The organism is Streptomyces venezuelae ATCC 10712 (assembly GCF_008639165.1).
In the GTDB taxonomy this organism is placed as follows: domain Bacteria; phylum Actinomycetota; class Actinomycetes; order Streptomycetales; family Streptomycetaceae; genus Streptomyces; species Streptomyces venezuelae.
In genome coordinates this window covers 3890037-3912895 of sequence record NZ_CP029197.1, presented here as the reverse complement: position 1 = coordinate 3912895, position 22859 = coordinate 3890037, and the positions used below count along the sequence as shown (strand labels likewise).

Here is a 22859-nt window from a genome sequence, read left to right as displayed (position 1 = left end):
GCGGCCTACAGGTACGGCCCCGAGCGGACCGCGTGGCCGGGGCCGCGGTCGTCGTCGTCATCGTCGTGGGACGCACCCGGCGGCAGCGCCCTGCGCATCTGCTCCAGCTGCGCGCGGGCCGCCATCTGCTGGGCGAACAGCGCCGTCTGGATGCCGTGGAAGAGGCCCTCAAGCCAGCCCACCAGCTGGGCCTGTGCGATGCGCAGCTCGGCCTCGGAGGGGATCGCCTCGTCCGTGAACGGCAGGGACAGCCGCTCCAGCTCCTCCACCAGCTCCGGCGCGAGGCCGTCCTCCAGCTCCTTCACGGAGCTGGCGTGGATGTCCTTGAGCCTGACCCGGCTGGCCTCGTCGAGAGGTGCCGCGCGTACTTCCTCCAGGAGCTGCTTGATCATGCTGCCGATCCGCATGACCTTCGCAGGCTGCTCGACCATTTCCGTCACCGGGACCTCGCGGGGTTCGTCGTCGCCCTGAGTGCCGCCGAGCGCCATCCCGTCCTGTCCCACGATGAGGACCTGGGGGCTCTCCTGCGACCTGTCATTCCTCGGCATCTCCATGCCGCCATTCTCTCGTACCCATGCGTCACCACGGGGTGTGCCCCTGGACGAGGGTGATCCACCCTCGTCCAGGGGCACAGGACGACAACGAAGACCGTCAGGTCGCCTCGCGCCGGGCCAGCGCGCCCCGCGAGCGGGTCACCAGGGCGGCCAGCAGCGCGGCACCGAGCGGTACGGCGACGAGCAGGCCCGCCAGGGTCTCCCAGGGGATGACGATCGGCACGTACGGCGGGGTGAGGTCGGCGGTCCAGCCCTCGGCGATGCTCTTCTCGTGGAAGGCGAGCTGTTCCCGGGCCTCGGTGAGCCGGAGGCCCATCGCGGGCAGCACGCCCGCCGCCGAGCCGAGGATCACGCCCATCGCGGCGACGACGCCGCACTGGAAACCGCTCAGCGTCCGGCGGACCCGCGGCGGGGCGCCGACGGCGGCGAGCGTCTTCAGATCGGCCTCGGCGTCGGCCTGGGCGAGGCCGGTGGCGATGCCGGCGGCGCCGATGGTGACCAGGCCCGCGAAGATGGCGAGCGCCAGCAGGATCATGCTGTTCTCGTTGACGAAGCCTTCCTCGATGTGCATTTCGACGTTGCTGCCGAGCTTGGTGAGTTCACCCTCGAGTTTCTGGCGCGCCTCGGTGTCCGGCAGCCGGTCGGTGCTGGCGTACGCGCCGAGCGGCGCCGTGCCGAGACCGGCGGCCTTGGCGGTGGCCGGGGTCATCAGGGCCTGCACGCCGTAGGTCTTCGGGTCGCCGGGCACCTGGTACGCGGGCAGGGAGCTGACCTTGCCGGGTGCGGGGCGGCCCTGCTCGGAGGCCTTGTCGGCGGCGGCGATGTCGGTGATCTGCTTGATCCCGATGGTGCCGTTCTTGTCGACCTGCGTGCGGTTGAAGCTGACGATCTTGCCGTCGGCGAGGGCCTTCACGGTCGCGGGGTCGTCGACCCCGAGCACCTTGAGGAGCTTGGCGTCACCGACGAGCAGTCCGCCGTCGGAGACGTACATCCCGCCGCTCGACGAGGACTTGCACCGCCAGTCGTCGGTGAGCAGCTTCCGGCGCTGGTCGGGCGTGTACTTCTCCGAGGGGTCCGCGCCGCCCGGGAGGCTGACGTACAGGGGGCACTCGTTCGCCTTCGGGACGACGACCTCGTAGCGGCCGCAGCCCGGGAGGCTGTCCCAGGGCTGGCAGCCGGGCTTGCCGACCGCGACGCGCTCGACGTCGGCGCGGACGTCGACGGGGACGTACCGCTGCAGCGCCTCGCGGACCGCGGGGACGTCCCGGCCGCCCTCCTCCTGGACGAAGGCGGCGACGGTGCCGTGCGGCAGCTGGGCCTCGTAGTCGGCCCTGTTCTGTGCCTCGCGGCTGGCCATGAAGGTGGAGACGGCGACCGTGCCCGCGACGGCGGCGAGGACGGCGGCGACGGCCGGTGCCGTACGGCCCCGGTTGCGCACGGCGTCGCGCAGCGCGAGCCGCGGCGACAGCGGCAGCCAGCGCCCGGTCCGCCCGAACAGGCCCACCAGGGCCGGGGTCATGGCGACGACGCCCAGCTCGGCGATGGCGGAGCCGCCGGCGACGACGATGAACTGCTGGCTGTACAGGGAGCCGAAGAGAGCGATGGCGCCGCCGATGAGGAGGGCTCCGAGGCCGACCAGGGGCAGCACCCGGCTGCTGCGGCGGACCCCGCGCCGGCCGGTGAGCGAGGCGAGGACGGTCTGCCGGGAGGCGGTGACGGCCGGCACGATCGCGGCGAGCACACCGGTCAGCACGGCCACCGCCGCGATGGCGAGGATCTCCAGCGGCCGGATGTCGAAGGCGCCGAACCGCTGGCCCATCGTTTCTTCGAGGACCGGCTGGAGCGCCTTGGTGAGGATCAGGGCGAGGACGTTGCCGATGACGGCGGCGGCGACACCGATGACCAGACCGCCGCTCAGCACGATGGCCCGGATGTGGCTGCGGGCACCGCCGTTGGCCCCGACCAGACCGAGCTGGCGGCGCGAGCGGCGGGCACCGACCGCGAAGGCGGGACCGGCGAGCAGACAGATCTCCAGCATCGCCAGGCCGACGACGGTGCCGACGGCGGCGAGGTCGGCCGCGGTGGCGCCGGCACTTGCCTCGAAGCCGCCCCAGCCCTCCTTCTGGAAGAGCGGGACCTCGGACCTGTCCGGCGGGTCGAAGAGCACCGCCCGGGAGGTGACGACCACGCCCTTGGCGTTGAGCTCCTTGACCATGTTCCACGTGAAACCACCCGATGCGCTCACCAGATACGTGGTGGAAGCCCCGGGCGAGGTGAGACCGGCCTTCTCCGCGACCTTCGCGTACGCGTCGAGGAAGGCCCCCGGCAGCAGGTTGACCTGATCGGTCTCCAGCGCGTCGGGAAGTTCGTAGGAGCCGACGATCCGGTACGGACGGTCGAAGTTGCGGGCGGAAACGGTCGAGCCGATCGTCAGACCGCTCGCCTCCAGGAAGTGCGAGGTCGCCATGACCTCGTCGTTCTTCTCCGGGTAACGCCCTTCGAGGAGGGGCATGATGCCGCGCGCGGCCGGGTCCGAGGCCTTCAGCTCACGGACCTCGGTCGAGAGCAGACCGTGGACCGTCGTCAGCTTCGCGGTGCCCAGGGTGTCCTTGAGGACCGTGGCACCCGCCGGGAAGGTCTTGGTGACATCGGCGGGGCCGCTCGGCCACGTCGTGTCCCGGTAGTCCTTGGCCGGCGTGTTCATCTCGCCGACCGGGTCCTGGAAGACGGGCACTCCGGCGAAACCGGGGTCCTTGAACCGGGCGTCCGCCGCGCCGATCATCCGGTCCGCCCGCTCGGCGGGGGACAGCTCGGAGCTGCGGTAGGTCAGATCGAGGGCGCTGACGCCCAGGATCGGCAGGGCGATCATCGCCAGGACGAGGGCACTGCGGCCCTTCGAGCGCCAGGCGTCACGACGGGCGATGCGGATCGCGGCCCGCCAGGAGTGGAACCAAGTCTTCACGCCTCAGCCACCTGGCCCGAGAGAAGGGAGTCGGCCTCGCTGCGTACGGTCTGGTCGACGATGGCGCCGTCCCGCAGGAACACGACCCGGTCGGCCCAGGCCGCGAAGCGCGGCTCGTGGGTGACGAGGACACCGGCGGCGCCGGCGTCGCAGCGGCTGCGGAGCAGGGCGAGCACGGACTCGCCGGTCTCGGAGTCGAGGGCGCCGGTCGGCTCGTCGGCGAGGACGAGACGGCGGTCGCCGACGAGGGCGCGGGCGATGGCGACGCGCTGCTGCTGGCCGCCGGACATCTCGTCGGGGAAGCGGTCGGCGAGGTGGCCGAGCCCCATCTCCTCCAGGGCCTTGAGGGCCTCGACGCGGGCCTTGCGGGCGGATGTTCCGTCCAGCTCGCGGGGCAGGGCCACGTTCTCGGCGGCGGTGAGGGCCGGGATGAGGTTGTAGTCCTGGAAGACGTAGCCGATGCTGCGGCGGCGCAGGGCCGCGAGTTCCTTGACGGTCGCCTTCGTGATGTCGGTGTCCTCGACGATCACCCGTCCCGAGGTGGGGACGTCGAGGCCGCCCGCGATGGTGAGCAGCGTGGACTTGCCGGAGCCCGACGGGCCCATGACGGCGACGAGTTCACCGGGGTACACGGCGAGGTCGATGCCCCGCAGGGCGTGCACCTCGGTGGCGCCCGCGCCGTGGACGCGGGTCAGGTTCTGGAGTTGCAGCACGGGCTGCTGTGCGGACATGAGGGGTCCCCCCTTGGACGTACCCGGCGGGTCTGCCGGGCACGGGATCGAGCGGTGGAAGGTGGAGCGGAAGCCCTTCGGGGCGGTGGCGGAGGCGTACGGGCAGGGCGTGAGCCGTACGGCGGGACGCGGGCGTGCGGTCAGCGCGTCCCGGCCACCGGTGGGAAGGCCTCGGAGGCCTGCGGGGTGGTGGATGGCGTGGCCGCGGTGGCGGCCGGCCGGGCCGGGGCGCCGGGGCTCTCGGCGGCCGGCGGGGTGTCGGTGGCGTGCGCGGCCGTCCTCGACAGGCGGATGAGCCGGGCCTCGCAGTGGTCCAGCCAGCGCGCCTCGGCCTCGGTCTGGAAGATCAGCTGTTCGAGGACGAGCAGCCAGGCCACGTCGTCCCGTTCCCGGGCCCCGCCGCTCTCGACGGCGGTGAGCGCCTGGGCCTTGAGCCGGGTGTAGTCCTGCATCGCCTGCACGGTGTGCCGGCGCTGCGACTGGATGACATCGCGGATGTCGACGCTCGGGGCGCCCACGGCCATGGCGAGCTTGATGGCCAGCTCGTCACGGGCGGGGCTGGTGCGGTCCACGGGCTTCTCGAACCAGGTCCTGAGTTCGGTGCGGCCGCTGTCGGTGATCGCGTAGAGCGCGTGGCCGGCCGTGTCCTCGCCGTCCTGGGTGACCATGCCGTCGCGTTCGAGGCGGCTGAGGGTCGTGTAGACCTGGCCCACGTTGAGCGGCCAGGTGGAGCCGGTGCGGGACTCGAACTCCGTGCGGAGCTGGGAGCCGTACCGGGGGCCGCGTTCGAGGAGGGCGAGAAGCCCGTGGCGGATCGACATACTCAGTATGTATACCGAGTATGCCGCTGCGGACAACCGACCTGAGACGGAAGCGGCAGGTCCGCCTCAAGGGGGACCCCGGCCGTCCGAAGGGCTCAGCGGCGCCGCATCCGGATCCCGAGGAAGCCGATCCCGAGCCCCATCAGGGCCAGTCCGACGCCCAGGGTCAGGACGGGAATCCGCTGGTGGGCGAGGGGGGACGAGGCTTCGGCCGCCATGCGCGGCGCGGCGGCCGGGCGGCTGGCGGGCGCCAGCTCCGGCGGCACGAGCTCCTCCTCGGGTACCGCCTCCACCTCCTCCTCGGCGGTCAGGTCGCCGTCTTCGGCCTCCTGGTCTGTTGCCGTTTCGGTACGAGAGGCGTCGGGCGAGGGGGTCGCCGGGCTCGCCGAGCCGGACGCGGCGAGGGAGCGTCCGGGCCGTGGCCGCCCTTCACCGGCGGGCCGGCCCGCCAGGGAGGCGGAGCTGCCGGGGGCGGTCGGACCGGTGGGTCCGGCGCTCGGCGCCTCGGGGGCGGCCGCCCCCGAGCCGGGGGGCGCGGGCGCCGGGGGCGCGGGCGTACCGGCGCTCGCGCCGCCCCCCTGCGTGGCGGAGGCGGAGGCGGAGACGGAGACGGTGGGGGTGGCGGACCGGGAGGGCGGCGGGGTGGTCGCGGACGGCGGCCCGCCGGTGGCCGCCGGAGGGGTCGCCGAAGGCGGGGGCGTGACCGTCCCGGTGCCGGAGGGCACCGTCGTCGTGGTCCCCACGGACGCGCCGGGCGCCTCCGCCCCGTACGCGAGCCCCTCCCCGTACCCGAGGGGTGTGCCGTACAGGGCGCTCACGCAGGCGAACACGCAGGTGAGCGCGGGGCCGAGGGCTCGCGCCCGGGTCCTGCGGTGTGCTGGAGTCACCGGGTGACCCCCTCCCGTGCCGAGCCGCCGAGGTGGTGGACTCAGCGTCACATGACGGAACAATTCCGGCATCCGGGACGGTGGCACCAGGGGTAAGAGGGTGTCAGAAGGCCTCGGGGAGCGCCCCGGACTACTGCGGCGGGTTGCCCGTGGAGATCTTGAGCGTGAACTCGGCGTCCTTCGCGGCGATGTCCTCACCCGCCGGCGGGAACTGCTCCAGCACCGTGCCCTCGCCGTACGTGGACTCGTCCACCGGCGTCTGGGTCATGATCTTCCACCCCGCGGCCTGGACGCAGGCCTTCACCGACTGGATGTTCTTGTAGGTGAAGTTCGGGACCTCGAACTTCTCGGGGTCGTCGCTCGACTCCGTCGGCTGGCTGCACTTCTTCGGGTCGATGGTCTTGGTCAGGTCCGGACCCTTGTGACCGGGCGCCGCCGTCGGGTCCTTCTGGGCCTCCGTGCCACCGGTGCCCCCCGCCGTGGCGCCCGGGTCCTCGTCCTTGTCGAGGCTCAGCGCCACGAGCAGGCCGCCGATCGCGAGCAGCGCGACGACGATCGCGCCGACGAGCACCGGGGTGTTCCGCCGCGAACCGCCGCCGCCCGTCGAGGCGGGCGTCGGGGTGTGCACCTGGGCGTACGGCGCGGGGGAGGGCGCCTGGTAGGAGGCGGGGGCCGGGGTGTGGAAGGCCGGCGGGGGCGTCTGCGCCTGCTGCGGGTAGCCGTACGAGGGCGCGGGGGCGGGCGTCGGAGTCGCGGGGCCGTACGGTCCCGGCTGCGGCGTCGGCGCCTGGTAGGGCTGCTGCACCCCGTGCTGCGCGGCCGGCGGCGGGGTCTGTCCGACGGGCGGGAAGACCGCGGAGCCGACGCCCGCGCCGCTGCTGACCGGGCCGCCGGGGACGATCATCGGGGCACCGGTCTGACCGGCCGAGAGCACCCGGAGGCACTCGTCACGCATCGCCGCCGCGCTGGGGAACCGCTCGTTCGGGTTCTTTCGCAGCGCGCGGGCGACGAGCGCGTCCATCGCCGGCGTCACCGCACGGTTGACGGTCGACGGGGCGACCGGCTCCTCCTGCACGTGTGCGTACGCGATGGCGAGCGGGGAGTCCGCGTCGAAGGGCAGCCGGCCCGTGAGGAGCTGGAACAGCATGATGCCGACCGAGTACAGGTCGGAACGGGCGTCCACCGCGCGGCCGAGCGCCTGCTCGGGGGAGAGGTACTGCGGGGTGCCGACGACCATGCCGGTCTGCGTCATCGACGTCACACCGGACTGCATGGCCCGGGCGATGCCGAAGTCCATCACCTTGACCACGCCGCGCTTGGTCTGCATCACGTTGCCCGGCTTGATGTCGCGGTGGACCAGCCCCATCTCGTGGCTGACCTCCAGCGCGGCCAGCACGTCCGCCGTGACCTTCAGCGCCTTGTCCGCCGGCATCGCGCCGTACTGCTGGACGTCCGAGGCGAGGACCGAACCGAGCGGCTGCCCCTCCACGTACTCCATGACGATGTACGGCATGACGGCGCCGTCGAGGGTGTCCTCGCCGGTGTCGAAGACCGAGACGATGTTGGTGTGCGAAAGCTTCGCGACGGCCTGCGCCTCGCGCCGGAACCGCTCGCGGAACGACTGCTCACGGCCGAGCTCGGTGTGCAGTGTCTTGATCGCGACCTGCCGGTCGAGGGCGCTGTCGTAGGCCAGGTACACCGACGCCATGCCGCCCTCGCCGAGAAGGTCACGCAGCTGGTACCGGCCGCCCGCGACCGAACCGCCCGCATAGCGGCCCTGTGCGCCGTCCTGGCTCATCTGTGCTTCCCCCTACGCGCGCGTGGCGGCGTTGATCCGGAATTTCTCGGCCAAGTCTGCCCGAGGGCAGTGACACGTCAAGCCAGGTGCCCGTTCCGTGACCCTTCGCGTGACCCTCCGCACAAGGAGATTCTCCGCACGGTTTCCGAACCGGCGGAGGAAACCCGCCGAATTTGCACAGGTGTACGTGGAAGGGATTGGATGGCCGGTCCATCTCGGACCGTGATGTCGTACGGAGCCTGTAGCGTGACGACTGGACACGGCACGACAGACGACGGCGAGGACTGATGGCACCCGAATCCGGAGCAGGTGGCGGTGTGCCGGACGCGTCGGCGGAGTCCTGGGGCGTCGGCGGAGTCGTCGGCGACGGGCGCTACCGGCTGACGCACCGTCTGGGCCGAGGCGGCATGGCGGAGGTGTTCGCCGCGGAGGACGTGCGGCTCGGCCGCACCGTCGCCGTCAAGCTGCTCCGCGCCGACCTCGCCGAAGACCCGGTCTCCAAGGCCCGGTTCACCCGCGAGGCGCAGTCCGTCGCCGGCCTCAACCACCACGCGATCGTCGCCGTGTACGACTCCGGCGAGGACCTCGTGGGCGGCCGCCCCGTGCCGTACATCGTGATGGAGCTGGTCGAGGGCCGCACCATCCGCGACCTGCTGCTCAGCGCCGAGGCCCCCGGGCCCGAGCAGGCGCTCATCATCGTCTCCGGGGTCCTGGAGGCGCTGGCCTACTCGCACCAGCACGGCATCGTGCACCGCGACATCAAGCCGGCGAACGTGATCATCACCCACGGCGGCGCCGTGAAGGTCATGGACTTCGGCATCGCCCGCGCCCTGCACGGCGCGCAGTCGACGATGACCCAGACCGGCATGGTCATGGGCACCCCGCAGTACCTCTCCCCCGAGCAGGCGCTCGGCAAGGCCGTCGACCACCGCTCCGACCTGTACGCCACCGGCTGCCTCCTCTACGAACTCCTCGCGTTGCGGCCCCCGTTCACCGGCGAGACCCCGCTGTCCGTCGTGTACCAGCACGTCCAGGACGCGCCGGTCCCGCCGTCCGAGGTCACCCACGCCGTGCCGCCGGAGCTCGACGGCCTGGTCATGCGCTCCCTCGCGAAGGACCCGGACGACCGGTTCCAGAGCGCCGAGGAGATGCGCGGCCTCATCCAGTACGGCCTGCAGATGCTCCAGCAGCAGGGCGGCCACACAGGCACGTGGAACACCGGCCCGGTCGAGACGCACGAGGGCGGCCACACCCCGGTCGGCGGCATGGCCGCGACGACCGCGATGGGCCACCCCATGCACGGCGAGACCGCGCAGCGCCCGATCCTGCCCCCGCAGAACCCGGAGGACGGCGGATACGGCGGTTACGACGGCGGTACGGGCGGCACCGGCGGCTACGGCCACGACGGGTACGGCGCGCAGGGCGGTGGCAACGGCCGCCGCGGCAAGGTCTGGCTGTTCGCCGCCCTCGCGGTGATCGCGGTCGTCGCGGGTGTCGTCTTCGCCCTCGACAAGGCGGGCCAGAAGGAGGCGCCCACCGGCGGCACGACGCCGACGGTCAGCAACTCGCCGTCGACCGTCTCCCAGGAGCCCACGCCCTCGCAGGAGCCCTCCGTGGAGCCGTCGACGGACCCGGGCACCTCGGACGGCGGTTCCACCCGGGAGCCCTGGACGCCGCCGCCCACGACCGCGCCGCCGACCACGGAGCCGCCGACCACGGAGCCCACGGGCGAGCCGTCGACGGGGACGGGCACGCCCAGCGAGCCCACGGACAACCCGTCGGAGCCGACCGACCAGCCCAGCGAGCCCACCGGCACGCCGTCGACCGGCACGCCCAGCGAGCCGACCGGCGGCAACAACGGCAACCCGGGCACGCCGCCGACGGGCAACGGCGCCGAGACGAACTGACCGAGCCGGACCGGCCTGAGCGGGACGGGCCCGAGCGGGACCGGACCGGCCTGAGCCGGACCGGCCCGGGCCCGTCTCACCCCGCGAACGCGTCGCGTACCGCCTCGTACTCGCGCGTCCACCAGACCGCCAGGGCCGACACCGCGGGGAACTGCGGGTCGGCCCTCCGGTCGTGCAGCTGGTAGCGCCAGCGCAGGGTCCAGAAGTCGTTGAGCCGCTCCCACCACACCCGGTGCGCCGCCGCCGCCAGCTCGGCGCGGTCGGCGCCGGTCGCCCGCCGGTACGCGCGCGCGTACGCCCGCACCTTCTCCAGGGCCAGCTCGCCCCCCGGCCGTACGAAGAAGATGGCGGCGGCCCGCACCGCCTCCTCGGCCCTGGGGCGGACCCCGAGCCGGTCCCAGTCGACGATCGCGGCGGGCTCGGCGCCCCGGTAGAGCAGATTCAGCGGATGGAAGTCGCCGTGCACCCAGCCGGCGGCCGCGGCGGGCGGCGGGCGGTGGTGCGCGTGCTGGGCCAGCAGCCGGCGCCGCTCCCTGAGCCGGTGCTCGGCGAGGGCGTCGAAGCTGTCGCGCGGCCGGTGCGCGCGGGCCAGGCGGATCAGCTCGTCGATGGCCCGGAAGGTGTCGTGGACCTCGGCGCTGGCGCGGCCGCCGTCGTCACCGGTGCCGGGCGCCCCGTCCGGCCCCGGGGGCTCCATGACCCGGTCGAGGGCGGTGTGGACCTGGCCGAGGAGGGTGCCGAGCCGCCGGGAGCAGCCGGTGGAGAGCTCGGCGCCGTCGCGGTGGCGGCCGTCGATCCAGGGGTGCAGGGCGTAGCAGTGGCCGTCGACGACGACGACGGTGCGGCCGGCGGCGTCGGGCAGCGGCGGGGCGACGGGCAGGCCGAGGGCGTGCAGCCGCTGGGTGGCGCGGTGCTGGCGGGCGATGGTGGCGCGGTCGGCGGTGGGGGCGTCCAGGTGCTGCTTGAGGAAGTAGGTGCCGCGGGTGGTGGAGAGCCGGAAGCCGCGGTTGAGCAGCCCTTCGGCGACGGGCACGCAGGAGAGGGGCTCTCCGGCGTGCCGGTGGCGGCGCAGCAGCGCGCCCACGGGTGGGGCGCCGACGGGCCGGGACGGCGCTCGGGGGGCGCCGGCCCGGGGGGACGGCGGGGTGAGCGGTGCAGCCCGCGGGGTGAGCGTTTCAGATGAGCGCGGCACCCGCCAGATGTTAGATCACGCTACGTGGTGGAGATGTCGCCGCACGGAGTGGGCGTCGGGCCGGGCCCCCGGGGTCTCGCTCGCGTAGTCGAGCGCGTGCACCGTCACGAACTGCGGTTCGATCCGCATGTAGACGGGGGCGAAGGCCTCGCCGTCCACCAGCTCCGGATCGGGGCCGAAGGCCGCGAGCTCCTCCTCGGTCGGCTCGACGATCTCGGCGGTGCCGGTGAACTGCACGGACCAGAGGTGCGCGGACCCGGAGCTGAAGTTGTCCGCGCCGTACGCGACGACGCTGCCGTTGCAGGCGCGGTGGTAGCCGAGCCCCCGGTGCATCCGGAGCAGGACACGGCCGTCGGCCACGATGTGCCGGGCGGGGGCGACGAACGGCATCGCCCGCATGCTCGTCGCCACCCTGCCGTACGACACACGGCCGAGGAGCTCGATGGCGCGGATCTCGTCGGTGGACATGGCATCCACTCTCCGCCACCGGCCCCCGGTCCGAAAAGGGGCCCCTGCCCCGCTTTGGCGGGGACGTAGGTCCCGAAACGCCGCCGCCGGCCGGGGCCGCGCCGGTTTCAGTGGCGCTCGGCCTGGAGGCGGGCCACGTAGGCGGCCGCCTGCGAACGCCGCTCCATGCCCAGCTTCGACAGCAGGCTGGAGACGTAGTTCTTGATGGTCTTCTCCGCGAGGTGGAGCCGCTCGCCGATGACCCGGTTGGTCAGGCCCTCGCCGATCAGGTCCAGGATCTTGCGCTCCTGCTCCGTCAGGTTGGCGAGCTTGTCGTCACCCTTGGAGTTGTTTCCGTCGCGCAGCCGCTCCAGGACGCGGGCGGTCGCCACCGGATCGAGCAGCGACTTGCCGGCCGCCACGTCCCGCACCGCGTTCAGCAGTTCGTTGCCGCGGATGGCTTTGAGGACATAACCCGAGGCTCCGGCCATGATCGCGTCGAAGAGCGCCTCGTCGTCCGCGTACGAGGTCAGCATCAGACATTTGATGCCCTCGTCCTGCGAACGGATCTCGCGGCACACCTCCACCCCGCTGCCGTCGGGCAGCCGGACGTCGAGCACCGCGACGTCGGGACGGGTCGCGGGGATCCTGACCAGCGCGTCCGCCGCCGTCCCGGCCTCGCCGACCACCTCGATGTCGTCCTCCACGGAGAGCAGCTCGTGGACGCCGCGCCGGACGACTTCGTGGTCGTCCAGCAGAAATACCCGGATTTTTCCTTCTTCGCGCACGAAGTCAGTCTCACATATTGGCTCTTCCCGCGCCCGGGGTGCGCGGGATAACGTGCCGGTTGTTCCGACGACGGCGTCGGGCCGTTGTCCATGCGCTGACCAGCAGCGAGTCCCCCTTTTCTCGATTTACTTGGAAATCCAAGCAAAATCGCAGGTCAAGTGGGGTTTCGCGGGAATGCCGCACTATGGGTAACGTGCCTATGACGGCGCTCGCCGGGGCACCTGTCACGCCCGACTCCGGCCGCGTCGCACCCACCCCGTGCGAAGGGTACGGATAAGGCGGAGCCGCACTGGCTTACCGGCGAACCCGGGGGCCGGACCGACGGAGGAGCACGCACGTGACCGTGGAGAGCACTGCCGCGCGCAAGACGACGCGACGCAGCAGCGGCGCCAAGCGCACCACCAGCGCCGCAGGCGCGAAGAAGGCACCGGCGGCGCAGGGCGCGGAGCCCGAGCTCGTTCAGCTGCTGACGCCCGAGGGAGAGCGCGTCCAGCACCCCGATTACGACATCGACCTGAGCGCCGAGGAGCTGCGCGGTCTCTACCGCGACATGGTCCTCACCCGGCGCTTCGACGCCGAGGCCACCTCGCTGCAGCGTCAGGGCGAGCTGGGCCTGTGGGCCTCGCTGCTCGGCCAGGAGGCGGCCCAGATCGGTTCCGGCCGTGCCCTGCGGGACGACGACTACGTCTTCCCGACCTACCGCGAGCACGGTGTCGCGTGGGTCCGCGGGGTCGACCCGACGAATCTGCTGGGAATGTTCCGCGGTGTGAACCACGGCGGCTGGGATCCCAACAGCAACAATTTCCACCTGTACACGATCGTCATCGGTTCGCAGACCCTGCACGCCACGGGATATGCGATGGGCATCGCCAAGGACGGCGCGGATTCCGCCGTGATCGCCTACTTCGGTGACGGCGCGTCCAGCCAGGGCGACGTCAACGAGGCGTTCACCTTCTCCGCGGTCTACAACGCGCCCGTCGTGTTCTTCTGCCAGAACAACCAGTGGGCGATCTCCGAGCCCACCGAGAAGCAGACCCGCGTCCCGCTCTACCAGCGCGCCCGCGGCTTCGGCTTCCCCGGCGTCCGGGTCGACGGCAACGACGTTCTGGCCTGCCTCGCCGTCACCCGCTCCGCCCTGGAGCGCGCCCGCCGCGGCGAGGGCCCCACCCTCGTCGAGGCCTTCACCTACCGCATGGGCGCCCACACCACCTCCGACGACCCGACGAAGTACCGCCGGGACGAGGAGCGGGAGGCCTGGGAGGCCAAGGACCCGATCCTGCGCCTCAAGGCGTACCTGGAGCGGGAGGGCCACGCCGACGAGGCGTTCTTCGAGGCCCTGGAGGCCGAGAGCGAGGCGCTCGGCAAGCGCGTCCGCGAGGGTGTCCGCACGATGCCCGACCCGGACGACATGGCGATCTTCGAGAATGTCTACGCGGACGGGCACGCGCTCGTCGACGAGGAGCGCGCGCAGTTCGCCGCCTACCAGGCGTCCTTCGCGGATGGCGAGGTCAAGTAACCATGGCTGTACAGAAGCTTCCCCTCGCCAAGGCGCTCAACGAGTCGCTGCGCAAGGCGCTGGAGACCGACCCCAAGGTCCTCATCATGGGTGAGGACGTCGGCAAGCTCGGCGGCGTCTTCCGCGTCACCGACGGTCTGCAGAAGGACTTCGGCGAGGACCGGGTCATCGACTCGCCGCTCGCCGAGTCCGGCATCGTCGGCACCGCCATCGGCCTGGCCCTGCGCGGCTACCGGCCGGTCGTCGAGATCCAGTTCGACGGTTTCGTCTTCCCCGCGTACGACCAGATCGTCACGCAGCTCGCCAAGATGCACGCCCGTGCGCTCGGCAAGGTCAAGATGCCGGTCGTCATCCGCATCCCGTACGGCGGCGGCATCGGCGCGGTCGAGCACCACTCCGAGTCCCCCGAGGCGCTCTTCGCGCACGTCGCGGGCCTCAAGGTCGTCTCGCCGTCCAACTCGTCGGACGCCTACTGGATGCTCCAGCAGGCCATCCAGAGCGACGACCCGGTCATCTTCTTCGAGCCCAAGCGCCGCTACTGGGACAAGGGCGAGGTCGACACCGAGGCCATCCCCGGCGAGCTCCACAAGGCCCGGGTGGCGCGCGAGGGCAGCGACCTCACGCTCGCCGCGTACGGCCCGATGGTGAAGGTCTGTCTGGAGGCCGCCGCGGCCGCCGAGGAGGAGGGGAAGTCGATCGAGGTCCTGGACCTGCGCTCGATGTCCCCGATCGACTTCGACTCGATCCAGCGCTCGGTCGAGAAGACCCGTCACCTCGTGGTGGTCCACGAGGCCCCGGTCTTCTACGGCTCCGGCGCCGAGATCGCCGCCCGGATCACCGAGCGCTGCTTCTACCACCTGGAGGCCCCCGTCCTGCGGGTCGGCGGCTACCACGCGCCGTACCCGCCGGCGCGCCTGGAGGAGGAGTACCTGCCGGGTCTCGACCGCGTGCTCGACGCCGTCGACCGCTCGCTGGCGTACTGAGGAGAGCACCGTGACGATCCGCGAATTCAAGATGCCCGACGTGGGCGAGGGCCTGACCGAGGCCGAGATCCTCAAGTGGTACGTCCAGCCCGGTGACACCGTCACCGACGGGCAGGTCGTGTGCGAGGTCGAGACGGCCAAGGCCGCCGTCGAGCTGCCGATCCCCTTCGACGGCACGGTCCACGAGCTCCTCTTCCCCGAGGGCACCACGGTCGACGTCGGCCAGGTCATCATCTCGGTGAACGTCGGCGGGGGCACCGCGCCCGAGGCGCCGGTGGCCGAGGCCGCTCCGGCCCCGGTCGAGTCCGTCGTGGCCGTGGCCGTCGCCGAGGAGGAGGCCGAGCCGCAGGGCCGTACGCCTGTCCTCGTCGGTTACGGCGTGGCCGCAAGCTCCACCAAGCGACGCCCCCGCAAGGGTGCGCAGGGCGCGGTCCAGGCCGCCCCCGCCCAGGCCGCTCCCGCCCCGGCGGCGCCCGTCGTCTCCGTACCGGGGCAGCTCAACGGCCACGCGCCGGCTGCCGCACGGCCCCTGGCCAAGCCTCCGGTCCGGAAGCTCGCCAAGGACCTCGGCGTCGACCTCGCCACGGTCACCCCGACCGGCCCGGACGGCATCATCACCCGGGACGACGTCCACGCCGCGGCCGCTCCGGCGCCCGCACCGGTCGTCGAGGCCCCGGCTCCGGTGGCGGCGGCCCCTGCGACTGCCGCCTCCGCCCCGGCGGCGGCTGCCCCCGCCCCGCTGGTGTCGACCGATGCCCGGGAGACCCGTATCCCCGTCAAGGGCGTACGGAAGGCCACGGCGGCGGCGATGGTCGGTTCGGCCTTCACCGCCCCGCACGTCACCGAGTTCGTGACCTTCGACATCACGCGCACGATGAAGCTGGTCGAGGAGCTCAAGTCCGGTACGGACATGGCGGGTCTGCGGGTCAACCCGCTGCTCATCATCGCCAAGGCCGTCCTGGTCGCCGTCCGGCGCAACCCGGAGATCAACGCGGCCTGGGACGAGGCGGCGCAGGAGATCGTCCTCAAGCACTACGTGAACCTGGGCATCGCCGCGGCCACCCCGCGCGGCCTGCTCGTGCCGAACATCAAGGACGCGCACGCGCAGACCCTGCCCGAGCTGTCGGCCTCCCTGAGCGAGCTGGTCTCCACCGCCCGCGAGGGGAAGACCACCCCGGCGGCGATGCAGGGCGGCACCTTCACCATCACCAACGTCGGCGTCTTCGGCGTCGACACCGGTACGCCCATCCTGAACCCCGGCGAGTCCGCGATCCTCGCGGTCGGTGCGATCAAGCTCCAGCCGTGGGTCCACAAGGGCAAGGTGAAGCCGCGCCAGGTCACGACGCTGGCCCTCTCCTTCGACCACCGTCTGGTCGACGGCGAGCTCGGCTCCAAGTTCCTGGCCGACGTCGCCGCGATCCTGGAGCAGCCGAAGCGCCTGATCACCTGGGCCTGATAACCGAGTTGGAAAGTTTCACGTGAAACACCCGGTCGGGGGTGACACCACCCCCGACCGGGTGTTCTGCTGTCTCAGGACGCGACGCCGTGCCGTCGCAGAACGGGGGGAGACCGTGATGAATCGTCTGGGACCGCTGGGGCTGGTCGGGGACCGGTGGGTGATCGGTGACCCCGAGCGCGAGGGGGGAATGTGCCTCGTGCTGACGGCCGAGGGCATGGAGCACCGTGCGAACGGCACGGCGGAGCCGCTGGACGTCGTGCCCTGGTCACGGGTCATGGAGCTGGGCATCCGCACCACCACCCGGGCCTGGATGGCCACACGGGGCGGCACCGCGCTCACGTGGGCCACCCAGTCGAACCACCTCGACATGGGCCGCGACGCCTGTTCCGTCCACGCCCTCGTGCGCCATCCGTACGACGACTGGTACGCGCGCTACAGCCACCACGAGCAGCGCTACACGAGCGCGCACACCTATCTCCTGATCGAGCTCTTCCAGGCGCTCTCCCAGGCGAAGGCGACGCACCGGCTCGGGGATGCGGAGTGGCTCGGCGCGGTCGTCGAGGAGGTGGCGTCCCTGCCGTACCGGCGGTCGTCGGTGAAGAGGATCCGCGAGATCATCTCGGCCGTTCCCGTCTGATCCCGACGGCGCGCGCATCGGCCGACGAAGAGCCCCGTCCATGATGTGGACGGGGCTCTCTGTTGCACCCCTGTTGTATCTAAGCTGTACGCATGGCATCCGCACCCCCCGCCGCCGACCGCGTCTACATGCACGTCAAGCAAGCGGTGCTCGACCGCCGTTACGAGGGCGGCACCCTGCTCACCGAGGGCGAGCTCGCCCTCGCCGTGGGGGTGTCACGGACGCCGGTGCGCGAGGCGCTGCTCAAGCTGGAGATGGAAGGGCTGCTCAAGCTCTACCCCAAGAAGGGCGCCCTCGTCCTCGCCGTCTCCGCCCAGGAGATCGCCGACGTCGTCGAGACCCGGCTGCTCGTCGAGGAGTTCGCCGTCCGCCGCGCCGTGCCCGCGCCCGCCTCGCTCGTCGAGCGGCTCGAAGAGCTCCTGGAGGAGCAGAAGCTGCGGGCCGCCGCAGGGGACCTCGCGGAGGTGGCGGTCACCGACCGGTGCTTCCACGCCGAGATCGTGCAGCACGCCGGAAACCAGATCCTCTCCCGGCTCTACGACCAGCTCCGCGACCGCCAACTGCGGATGGGCGTCGCCGTGATGCAGTCCCAGCCCGACCGGATCGCCAAGAACATCACCGAGCACGCCGAGATCCTGGAGCGGATCAAGGCGGGCGACGTGGAAGGGGCCGCGCACTGCGTGCGCCAGCACCTCAGCTGGGTCAAGGTCCTGGTCCGAGGGGAGGACCGGTGAGCAACCGCAACGGCTACGGCTCCGCCGTCACCCTGCCCGGCGACCCGCCCGGCGGCCGCCGCGCCGCCCTCGTCTGGGGCGTCGGCGTCGCCGTCTACTTCGTCGCCGTCATCTTCCGTACCTCCCTCGGCGTCGCCGGACTCGACGCCGCCGACCGCTTCGACGTCAACGCCTCCGCGCTCTCCACCTTCTCCATCCTCCAGCTGCTCGTCTACGCCGGCATGCAGATACCCGTCGGCCTCATGGTCGACCGGCTCGGCACCAAGAAGGTCCTCGCCCTCGGCGTCGTCCTCTTCACCCTCGGCCAGCTGGGCTTCGCGCTCTCCCCCTCGTACGGCACGGCGCTCGCCTCCCGGGCCCTCCTCGGCTGCGGCGACGCGATGACCTTCATCAGCGTCCTGCGGCTCGGCAGCCGCTGGTTCCCGGCCCGCCGCGGCCCGCTCATCGGCCAGGTCGCCGCCCTCTTCGGCATGGCCGGCAACCTCGTCTCCACCGTCTTCATCGCCCGCGCCCTGCACGGCCTCGGCTGGACGACCACCTTCGTCGGCAGCTCCCTCGCGGGCGTCCTCGTCCTCGTCCTGCTGCTGCTCTTCCTCAAGGACCACCCCGAGGGGTACGAGCCCCAGCCCGCCACGCACGCGGGCGCCGCGTTCGTACGCCGTCAGATCGCCGAGTCCTGGCGGGAGCCCGGCACCCGGCTCGGCATGTGGGTGCACTTCACCACCCAGTTCCCCGCGATGGTCTTCCTGCTGCTCTGGGGCCTTCCGTACCTCGTCGAGGCGCAGGGCCTGTCCCGGTCGACCGCCGGGAGCCTGCTCACCCTGGTCGTCCTCTCCAACATGGTCGTCGGTCTCGCGTACGGGCAGATCATCGCCCGCCACCACACGGCCCGCGCGCCGCTCGCCCTCGGTACGGTCGCGGCCACCGCCCTGCTGTGGGCGAGCACCCTCGCGTACCCCGGGGACCACGCCCCGATGTGGCTGCTCGTCACCCTGTGCCTGGTCCTCGGCGCCTGCGGACCCGCCTCGATGATCGGCTTCGACTTCGCCCGTCCGGCGAACCCGCCGGAGCGTCAGGGCACAGCCTCCGGCATCGTCAACATGGGTGGTTTCGTCGCCTCGATGACGACGCTGCTCGCCGTCGGCGTGCTGCTCGACGCGACCGGCGACAACTACCGGATCGCGTTCTCGTCCGTCTTCGTCCTGGAGGCCCTCGGCATCGTCCAGATCCTGCGCCTCAAGGCCCGCACCCAGCGCAGGGAACGGGAACGGCTGGTCGCCAGCAGGGTGGAAGCCGTCCACGTCCCCGTGTAGACCGGGGGCGGCGGGCGGCCGGGGGCGGGCGGACCGCTAGCGGGGCGTCACCGCGAAGTTGTCGAGGATGGCCTGCGCCAGCGCCTCGTCGCCCTCCGTCTTGACCCGGTCGGCCACCTCGGCCGGCCGGACCCGGCCGCAGGCGAGCCGCACGAACGTCTCCCAGTCCGTCGCGAGCGTCACCGCCGGACCCAGCGAAGGCGCCCCGTCGATCGAACCCCGGCCCTCCGCGTCGACCCGCACCGTCCGCAGGAACTCCAGCGGCCCGCTCACGTCCACCACCACCGCCGAAGACGCGGGCGCGCCCGCGTCCTTGGCGACCACCTTCGGCAGGGCCTCCAGGAGCACGTCCCGGGTGACGTGCGCGCCCGCCGAGTCGAGGTTGCCCGGCACACCGAGCGCGAACCGCAGGTCCTGCTCGTGCACCCACACGTCGAAGGCCCGCATCCGGTAGGCGAGTTCCAGGGACTGCTCGGCGCCCAGCGGGGCTCGGATCAGATGCTCGGGGGAGCGGTTCTCGTTGCGGAGCTGCCGCGCGCGGCGGATCAGGATGTACTCCAGCTCCGAGGTCATCTCCGGCGCCGTGTGGTGGCGGCGCACATCGACCTGGACCTCCATGTAGCGCGCGAAGTCACTGCGTACGTGGTAGAGATCTCGCGGCAGGGAGTGGATCGGCCGCGGGTCACCGAGCATCTCCGTCTCCATGCCGATCACATGGGACACGATGTCCCGGACCGACCAGCCCGGGCACGGAGTCGGCCGGTTCCACTCGCCCTCCACGAGCGGCTGCACCAGCTCGGCTATCGCCTCGATGGAGTGGGTCCAGGCGTCGGCGTAGTTCTGGAGGCTGGGATGGACGGTCACGGGACCCCTCGGCGGTTCTTCGGTGCGCGGGCTGAAAACACGACTGGGTAGGAGGCTCGGACGCTAAGTTACGCTGCCCGAAGGCACCCCGGCAGTGCTTTCGTGTGACGATCGTAGGCCGGTGTTGACGGCTCGAATGCCAGGACGGTGGTAGTGTGCGCGCCTCGCTGATCCAGATCGCGGTAGACCCGGACGAACCGGTCGACGCCCGGCGGGCCCGCGTGGCCCGCCTCGTACGGGAGGAATCCGGCCACGCCGACCTCGTCGTCCTGCCGGAACTGTGGACCGTCGGCGCCTTCGCGTCCGACCTCTTCGCCGCCGAGTCCGAGCCCCTGAACGGGCCCACGCACACGGCGATGGCGGCCGCCGCCCGCGACGCCGGGGTCTGGCTGCACGCCGGCTCCTTCGTCGAGGCGGAGGGCGGCGCGCTCTACAACACCTCGCTCGTCCTCTCCCCCGACGGCGAACTCGCCGCCTCCTACCGGAAGATCCACCGCTTCGGCTTCGACAAGGGCGAGGCGGTGATGATGGCCGCCGGGGAGGACCTCGTCACCGTCGACCTGCCGCACCTCACCATCGGCGTCGGCACCTGCTACGACCTGCGCTTCCCCGAGCTCTTCCGGGGCCTCGTGGACGCCGGCGCCCAGGCCTTCGTCGTCCCGGCCGGCTGGCCCGCCCTGCGCCGTGCCCACTGGAGCCTGCTCGCCCGGGCCCGGGCCGTCGAGAACCAGGCGTACGTCCTCGCCTGCGGTACGGCGGGCACGCACGCGGGCGTGGAGCAGGCCGGGCACTCGATCGTGGTCGACCCCTGGGGCGAGACCGTCGCCGAGGCGGGCCCCGGCGAGGAGATCCTCCGGGTCGTGCTCGATCCGGCGAAGGTCACGACCACCCGCGAGCAGTTCCCGGCCTTGAAGGACCGTGTCCTGGGCCTCGCGACGCCGAAGCGCGGCTGAGGCGACGGGCGGGGCGGGGCTATGGCGACGGGTGGCGCGCGGCTGAGGTGACGGGCGGTGCGGGGCTCAGGTGAAGAGCGGGGCGGCTTCCCCTTAGTGGGGCCGCCCCCGCGTCAGTACTGCGACTCCGTCCAGAAGTGGGTCACGCGCGACAGACCCGCCTTCACCGCCCCGATCCGCGTCAGCGCCGAGCGGTCGACGCCCGCGAAGATCAGGGCGAGGGCCAGGTCCCCGCCCTCCGCGCGCCCGGCGGTCCGCACCGTCAGCCTGCGGTTCCTCCCCCGGCCGGTCTCGCGGACGGTGACCGTGACCCCGGGGTCCTCGTCGTCGGCCGCGCGGCTCAGGACGTACCCCCGCTTGTCGAGGGCGGCGAGCCGATAGTGGTCGCCCGCGTACCGCAGGGCCAGGGCCCGCTGGTCCAGGGTGGCGCCGAAACGGTTCCGCGACACGTACACCATCCGCTCCCCGACCCGCAGCGTCGAACGGTTCAGCGCCGGCAGGACGAGCCCCTCGGCATGCGCGCCGCGCGTCTCGAACGACGCCGTCGGGAGCAGCCCGCCGCGCAGCTCCGAGACGATCGACTCGGCGCTGGTACGGGGGAGCGGACAGGTCAGCGTGATCTCGCCGAACTCCGGGGAGACGCCCTTCCAGCCCGCACTGTAGTTGTGCCGGTTTCCCTCCTTCCAGGCGTGCAGCTCGAACGGGCTCGGCTGGGTGTGCATGAACGATCCCTTCAGAGGGTGATGCCCCGGAGCGAGGCCCGCCCGGGTTCCTGCACCGGGGCGTACTCCGCCCAGGCCGCCGCCAGTCTCCGTACCGCCTCCGTCAGCACCTCCGGCGCCAGCAGGAAGTGCAGCCGCAGGTGCCGCACGCTGCCGCCGAGGGCGTCCGTCGTCGCGCCCGGCAGGACGGCCACGCCGTGCCGCAGGGCGAGTTGCGCGAAGGACACGCCGTCGCCGTGGGGGAGCCGCACCCAGAGCGTCTGCCCGCCGGTCACCGGAGCGCAGGACCACGAGGGCAGCAGCCGGGCGAGCTCGGCACGCAGGTGGGCGTGGCCCGCGCGCAGGGCCCGCAGCCGGGCCGCCCGTACCGGCGCGAAGTCGTCGAGCAGCCGGGCCGCGACCAGTTGGGACGGCACGTCGCAGCCCAGGTCGTGCAGGGCCTTCAGCCGGGCGAGGCGGGCGACGAGCGGCGCCGGGCCGCGCACCCAGCCGATCCGCAGCCCGCCCCACACGATCTTGCTGAGCGAACCGATCGCGATCACCTCGCCGCAGGAGGAGAGCGATGCGCCGCCGGGCCCGCCCGCCGGATCGTCGAAGGCCAGGTCGTCGAACCCCAGCTCGTCGAGCACCTCGTCGTCGACGAGCGGCACCCCCAGCGCGTTCGCCGCCTCGACCAGCCGGCGCCCCGCCAACGGCGGAAGGACCGCCCCCGTGGGGTTCTGGAAGCGGGGTATCACATAGGCCAGCGCCGGACGGTGACGTTCCATCACCCGCACCGCCTCCGCCACGTCGATCCCCTCGGGCCCGACCGCCACCGGCAGCGGCACGGCGGCCGCCTCCCGGAACAGGTCGAGCGCCCCCGGATACGTCGGCGCCTCCACCAGCACCCCGTCCCCCGGCGCGAGCAGCAGCCGGGCCAGCAGCGAAAGCCCCTGCTGCGCCCCGGTGGTGACCAGGATCTGCTCCGGCGCCGTCGGCACGCCCCGCGCCGCGTAGCGCCGGGCCACGGCGGCCCGCAGCACCCCGAGGCCGGCCGGGTGGTAACCGAGGTCCGCCTCGGGCAGGACGAGCGCGCGGTACGCCTCCGCCAGCTCGGGCGGCGGCTGCGCGGGCGCCGCGCAGCTCAGCAGGATCACGCCGTCGGGCGCTTCGAGCAGGTGCAGGAACAGCGGGTTCGACGTCTCCGTGACCCGGGGCGGCGGCGCCTCGCCCGCCCGGGGCGCCTCCGCCGCCAGCGCGGCCCGCGCGACCCGGGTCCCGCTGCCCTGCCGCCGGACGAGCCGCCCCTCCTGCCGCAGGGTGTCGTACGCGGCGACCACCGTCGTCCGCCCCACGGCCAGGGCCTTCGCGAGACGACGGTCCGGCGGCAGGAGCGCCCCCGGGGGCAGCGCGCCCTCGTCGACGAGCCGCCGCAGCCGGGCCGCGAGCAGCAGGTACAGCGGCCCGCGCCCGGCGGACCAGCGCCCGAGCCGGAAGACGAGGTCGTCGGGGTCGGGCGGCTGCCCCGCGGGGTTCGCGGCGCTGACGAGGTCCCTCTGGATTGGCTTCATCGCCGAACCAATCTGCCGGGATTGGACCTGGGAAGGCAAA

20 protein-coding genes are annotated in these 22859 nt (G+C 72.5%); 8 read left to right on the top strand and 12 right to left on the bottom strand.

Translation table 11 applies throughout. The features are described from left to right. Positions 1-5: 5 nt before the first annotated feature. The 6 genes from DEJ43_RS17900 to DEJ43_RS17875 form a co-directional block, all read right to left on the bottom strand. Positions 6-554 (bottom strand): bacterial proteasome activator family protein, encoded by a 549-nt coding sequence (locus DEJ43_RS17900; RefSeq protein ID WP_015034799.1) that lies wholly within the window; start codon positions 552-554, stop codon positions 6-8. A gap of 97 nt (positions 555-651) precedes the next feature. After that, positions 652-3516 carry an ABC transporter permease gene (locus tag DEJ43_RS17895; RefSeq protein ID WP_015034798.1) on the bottom strand — a complete coding sequence of 955 codons (2865 nt, stop codon included), beginning with the start codon at positions 3514-3516 and terminating at the stop codon, positions 652-654. Continuing rightward, complete coding sequence (locus DEJ43_RS17890) at positions 3513-4247, bottom strand: ABC transporter ATP-binding protein (RefSeq protein ID WP_015034797.1); 735 nt, start codon at positions 4245-4247, stop codon at positions 3513-3515. Before DEJ43_RS17890 ends, DEJ43_RS17895 begins: the two co-directional genes overlap by 4 nt. 140 nt (positions 4248-4387) lie before the next feature. Next, complete coding sequence (locus tag DEJ43_RS17885; RefSeq protein ID WP_015034796.1) at positions 4388-5068, bottom strand: PadR family transcriptional regulator; 681 nt, start codon at positions 5066-5068, stop codon at positions 4388-4390. A gap of 95 nt (positions 5069-5163) precedes the next feature. After that, entirely contained in the window at positions 5164-5955 is a 792-nt protein-coding gene (locus tag DEJ43_RS38555) for a hypothetical protein (RefSeq protein WP_257787997.1), read from the bottom strand. A 130-nt stretch (positions 5956-6085) separates the two neighbouring features. Further along, the gene (locus DEJ43_RS17875; RefSeq protein ID WP_015034793.1) at positions 6086-7753 is read right to left on the bottom strand and encodes a protein kinase domain-containing protein; all 1668 of its coding nucleotides are present in this window, start codon (positions 7751-7753) and stop codon (positions 6086-6088) included. Positions 7754-8040: 287 nt separating this feature from the next. On the opposite strand from DEJ43_RS17875, the gene DEJ43_RS17870 reads away from it, so the two are divergent. Beyond that, a complete protein-coding gene (locus DEJ43_RS17870; RefSeq protein WP_041662629.1) occupies positions 8041-9660 on the top strand; it encodes a protein kinase domain-containing protein in 1620 nt (539 codons plus the stop codon). A 76-nt stretch (positions 9661-9736) separates the two neighbouring features. Here DEJ43_RS17870 and DEJ43_RS17865 read toward each other — a convergent pair whose 3' ends face one another. The 3 genes from DEJ43_RS17865 to DEJ43_RS17855 form a co-directional block, all read right to left on the bottom strand. Next, a complete protein-coding gene (locus DEJ43_RS17865) occupies positions 9737-10744 on the bottom strand; it encodes a phosphotransferase (protein ID WP_041662627.1) in 1008 nt (335 codons plus the stop codon). A gap of 123 nt (positions 10745-10867) precedes the next feature. After that, a complete protein-coding gene (locus DEJ43_RS17860) occupies positions 10868-11320 on the bottom strand; it encodes a pyridoxamine 5'-phosphate oxidase family protein (protein ID WP_015034790.1) in 453 nt (150 codons plus the stop codon). A gap of 107 nt (positions 11321-11427) precedes the next feature. Further along, on the bottom strand, positions 11428-12087 hold the full coding sequence (locus tag DEJ43_RS17855) for a response regulator (RefSeq protein WP_015034789.1): 660 nt from the start codon (positions 12085-12087) through the stop codon (positions 11428-11430). Between the two features lie 338 nt (positions 12088-12425). Here DEJ43_RS17855 and pdhA point away from each other — a divergent pair, with 338 nt between their 5' ends. From pdhA to DEJ43_RS17825, 6 genes are all read left to right on the top strand, one after another. Further along, the gene (gene pdhA, locus DEJ43_RS17850) at positions 12426-13604 is read left to right on the top strand and encodes a pyruvate dehydrogenase (acetyl-transferring) E1 component subunit alpha (RefSeq protein WP_015034788.1); all 1179 of its coding nucleotides are present in this window, start codon (positions 12426-12428) and stop codon (positions 13602-13604) included. A 2-nt stretch (positions 13605-13606) separates the two neighbouring features. Further along, positions 13607-14587 (top strand): alpha-ketoacid dehydrogenase subunit beta, encoded by a 981-nt coding sequence (locus tag DEJ43_RS17845; RefSeq protein ID WP_015034787.1) that lies wholly within the window; start codon positions 13607-13609, stop codon positions 14585-14587. Between the two features lie 31 nt (positions 14588-14618). Next, positions 14619-16043, top strand: coding sequence for a dihydrolipoamide acetyltransferase family protein (locus tag DEJ43_RS17840; protein ID WP_051026113.1), 1425 nt, complete (start codon positions 14619-14621; stop codon positions 16041-16043). A 118-nt stretch (positions 16044-16161) separates the two neighbouring features. Further along, positions 16162-16683 (top strand): hypothetical protein, encoded by a 522-nt coding sequence (locus DEJ43_RS17835; RefSeq protein WP_015034785.1) that lies wholly within the window; start codon positions 16162-16164, stop codon positions 16681-16683. A 92-nt stretch (positions 16684-16775) separates the two neighbouring features. Continuing rightward, positions 16776-17417 (top strand): GntR family transcriptional regulator, encoded by a 642-nt coding sequence (locus DEJ43_RS17830; protein ID WP_015034784.1) that lies wholly within the window; start codon positions 16776-16778, stop codon positions 17415-17417. Further along, entirely contained in the window at positions 17414-18730 is a 1317-nt protein-coding gene (locus DEJ43_RS17825) for an MFS transporter (RefSeq protein ID WP_015034783.1), read from the top strand. The genes DEJ43_RS17830 and DEJ43_RS17825 overlap by 4 nt, the downstream gene beginning before the upstream one ends. Before the next feature lie 36 nt (positions 18731-18766). On the opposite strand, the gene DEJ43_RS17820 is transcribed toward DEJ43_RS17825, so the two are convergent. Beyond that, complete coding sequence (locus DEJ43_RS17820) at positions 18767-19594, bottom strand: maleylpyruvate isomerase family mycothiol-dependent enzyme (RefSeq protein ID WP_015034782.1); 828 nt, start codon at positions 19592-19594, stop codon at positions 18767-18769. Between the two features lie 155 nt (positions 19595-19749). Between DEJ43_RS17820 and DEJ43_RS17815 the strand changes: the two genes are divergently transcribed. Beyond that, on the top strand, positions 19750-20547 hold the full coding sequence (locus DEJ43_RS17815; RefSeq protein ID WP_015034781.1) for a carbon-nitrogen family hydrolase: 798 nt from the start codon (positions 19750-19752) through the stop codon (positions 20545-20547). Between the two features lie 113 nt (positions 20548-20660). Here DEJ43_RS17815 and DEJ43_RS17810 read toward each other — a convergent pair whose 3' ends face one another. Next, positions 20661-21269, bottom strand: coding sequence for a hypothetical protein (locus DEJ43_RS17810; protein ID WP_015034780.1), 609 nt, complete (start codon positions 21267-21269; stop codon positions 20661-20663). An 11-nt stretch (positions 21270-21280) separates the two neighbouring features. Further along, positions 21281-22819: an aminotransferase-like domain-containing protein gene (locus DEJ43_RS17805; RefSeq protein ID WP_015034779.1), complete on the bottom strand. Its 1539-nt coding sequence runs from the start codon at positions 22817-22819 to the stop codon at positions 21281-21283. Positions 22820-22859: the final 40 nt, after the last annotated feature.

Excerpts from the sequence above, each read along its gene's own strand:
- DEJ43_RS17900 (WP_015034799.1), bottom strand. The coding sequence starts at position 554 with ATGGAGATGCCGAGGAATGACAGGTCGCAGGAGAGCCCCCAGGTCCTC.
- DEJ43_RS17890 (WP_015034797.1), bottom strand. The coding sequence starts at position 4,247 with ATGTCCGCACAGCAGCCCGTGCTGCAACTCCAGAACCTGACCCGCGTC.
- DEJ43_RS17885 (WP_015034796.1), bottom strand. The coding sequence starts at position 5,068 with ATGTCGATCCGCCACGGGCTTCTCGCCCTCCTCGAACGCGGCCCCCGG.
- DEJ43_RS17875 (WP_015034793.1), bottom strand. The coding sequence starts at position 7,753 with ATGAGCCAGGACGGCGCACAGGGCCGCTATGCGGGCGGTTCGGTCGCG.
- DEJ43_RS17870 (WP_041662629.1), top strand. The coding sequence starts at position 8,041 with ATGGCACCCGAATCCGGAGCAGGTGGCGGTGTGCCGGACGCGTCGGCG.
- DEJ43_RS17860 (WP_015034790.1), bottom strand. The coding sequence starts at position 11,320 with ATGTCCACCGACGAGATCCGCGCCATCGAGCTCCTCGGCCGTGTGTCG.
- DEJ43_RS17845 (WP_015034787.1), top strand. The coding sequence starts at position 13,607 with ATGGCTGTACAGAAGCTTCCCCTCGCCAAGGCGCTCAACGAGTCGCTG.
- DEJ43_RS17840 (WP_051026113.1), top strand. The coding sequence starts at position 14,619 with ATGCCCGACGTGGGCGAGGGCCTGACCGAGGCCGAGATCCTCAAGTGG.
- DEJ43_RS17835 (WP_015034785.1), top strand. The coding sequence starts at position 16,162 with ATGAATCGTCTGGGACCGCTGGGGCTGGTCGGGGACCGGTGGGTGATC.
- DEJ43_RS17830 (WP_015034784.1), top strand. The coding sequence starts at position 16,776 with ATGGCATCCGCACCCCCCGCCGCCGACCGCGTCTACATGCACGTCAAG.
- DEJ43_RS17810 (WP_015034780.1), bottom strand. The coding sequence starts at position 21,269 with ATGCACACCCAGCCGAGCCCGTTCGAGCTGCACGCCTGGAAGGAGGGA.
- DEJ43_RS17805 (WP_015034779.1), bottom strand. The coding sequence starts at position 22,819 with ATGAAGCCAATCCAGAGGGACCTCGTCAGCGCCGCGAACCCCGCGGGG.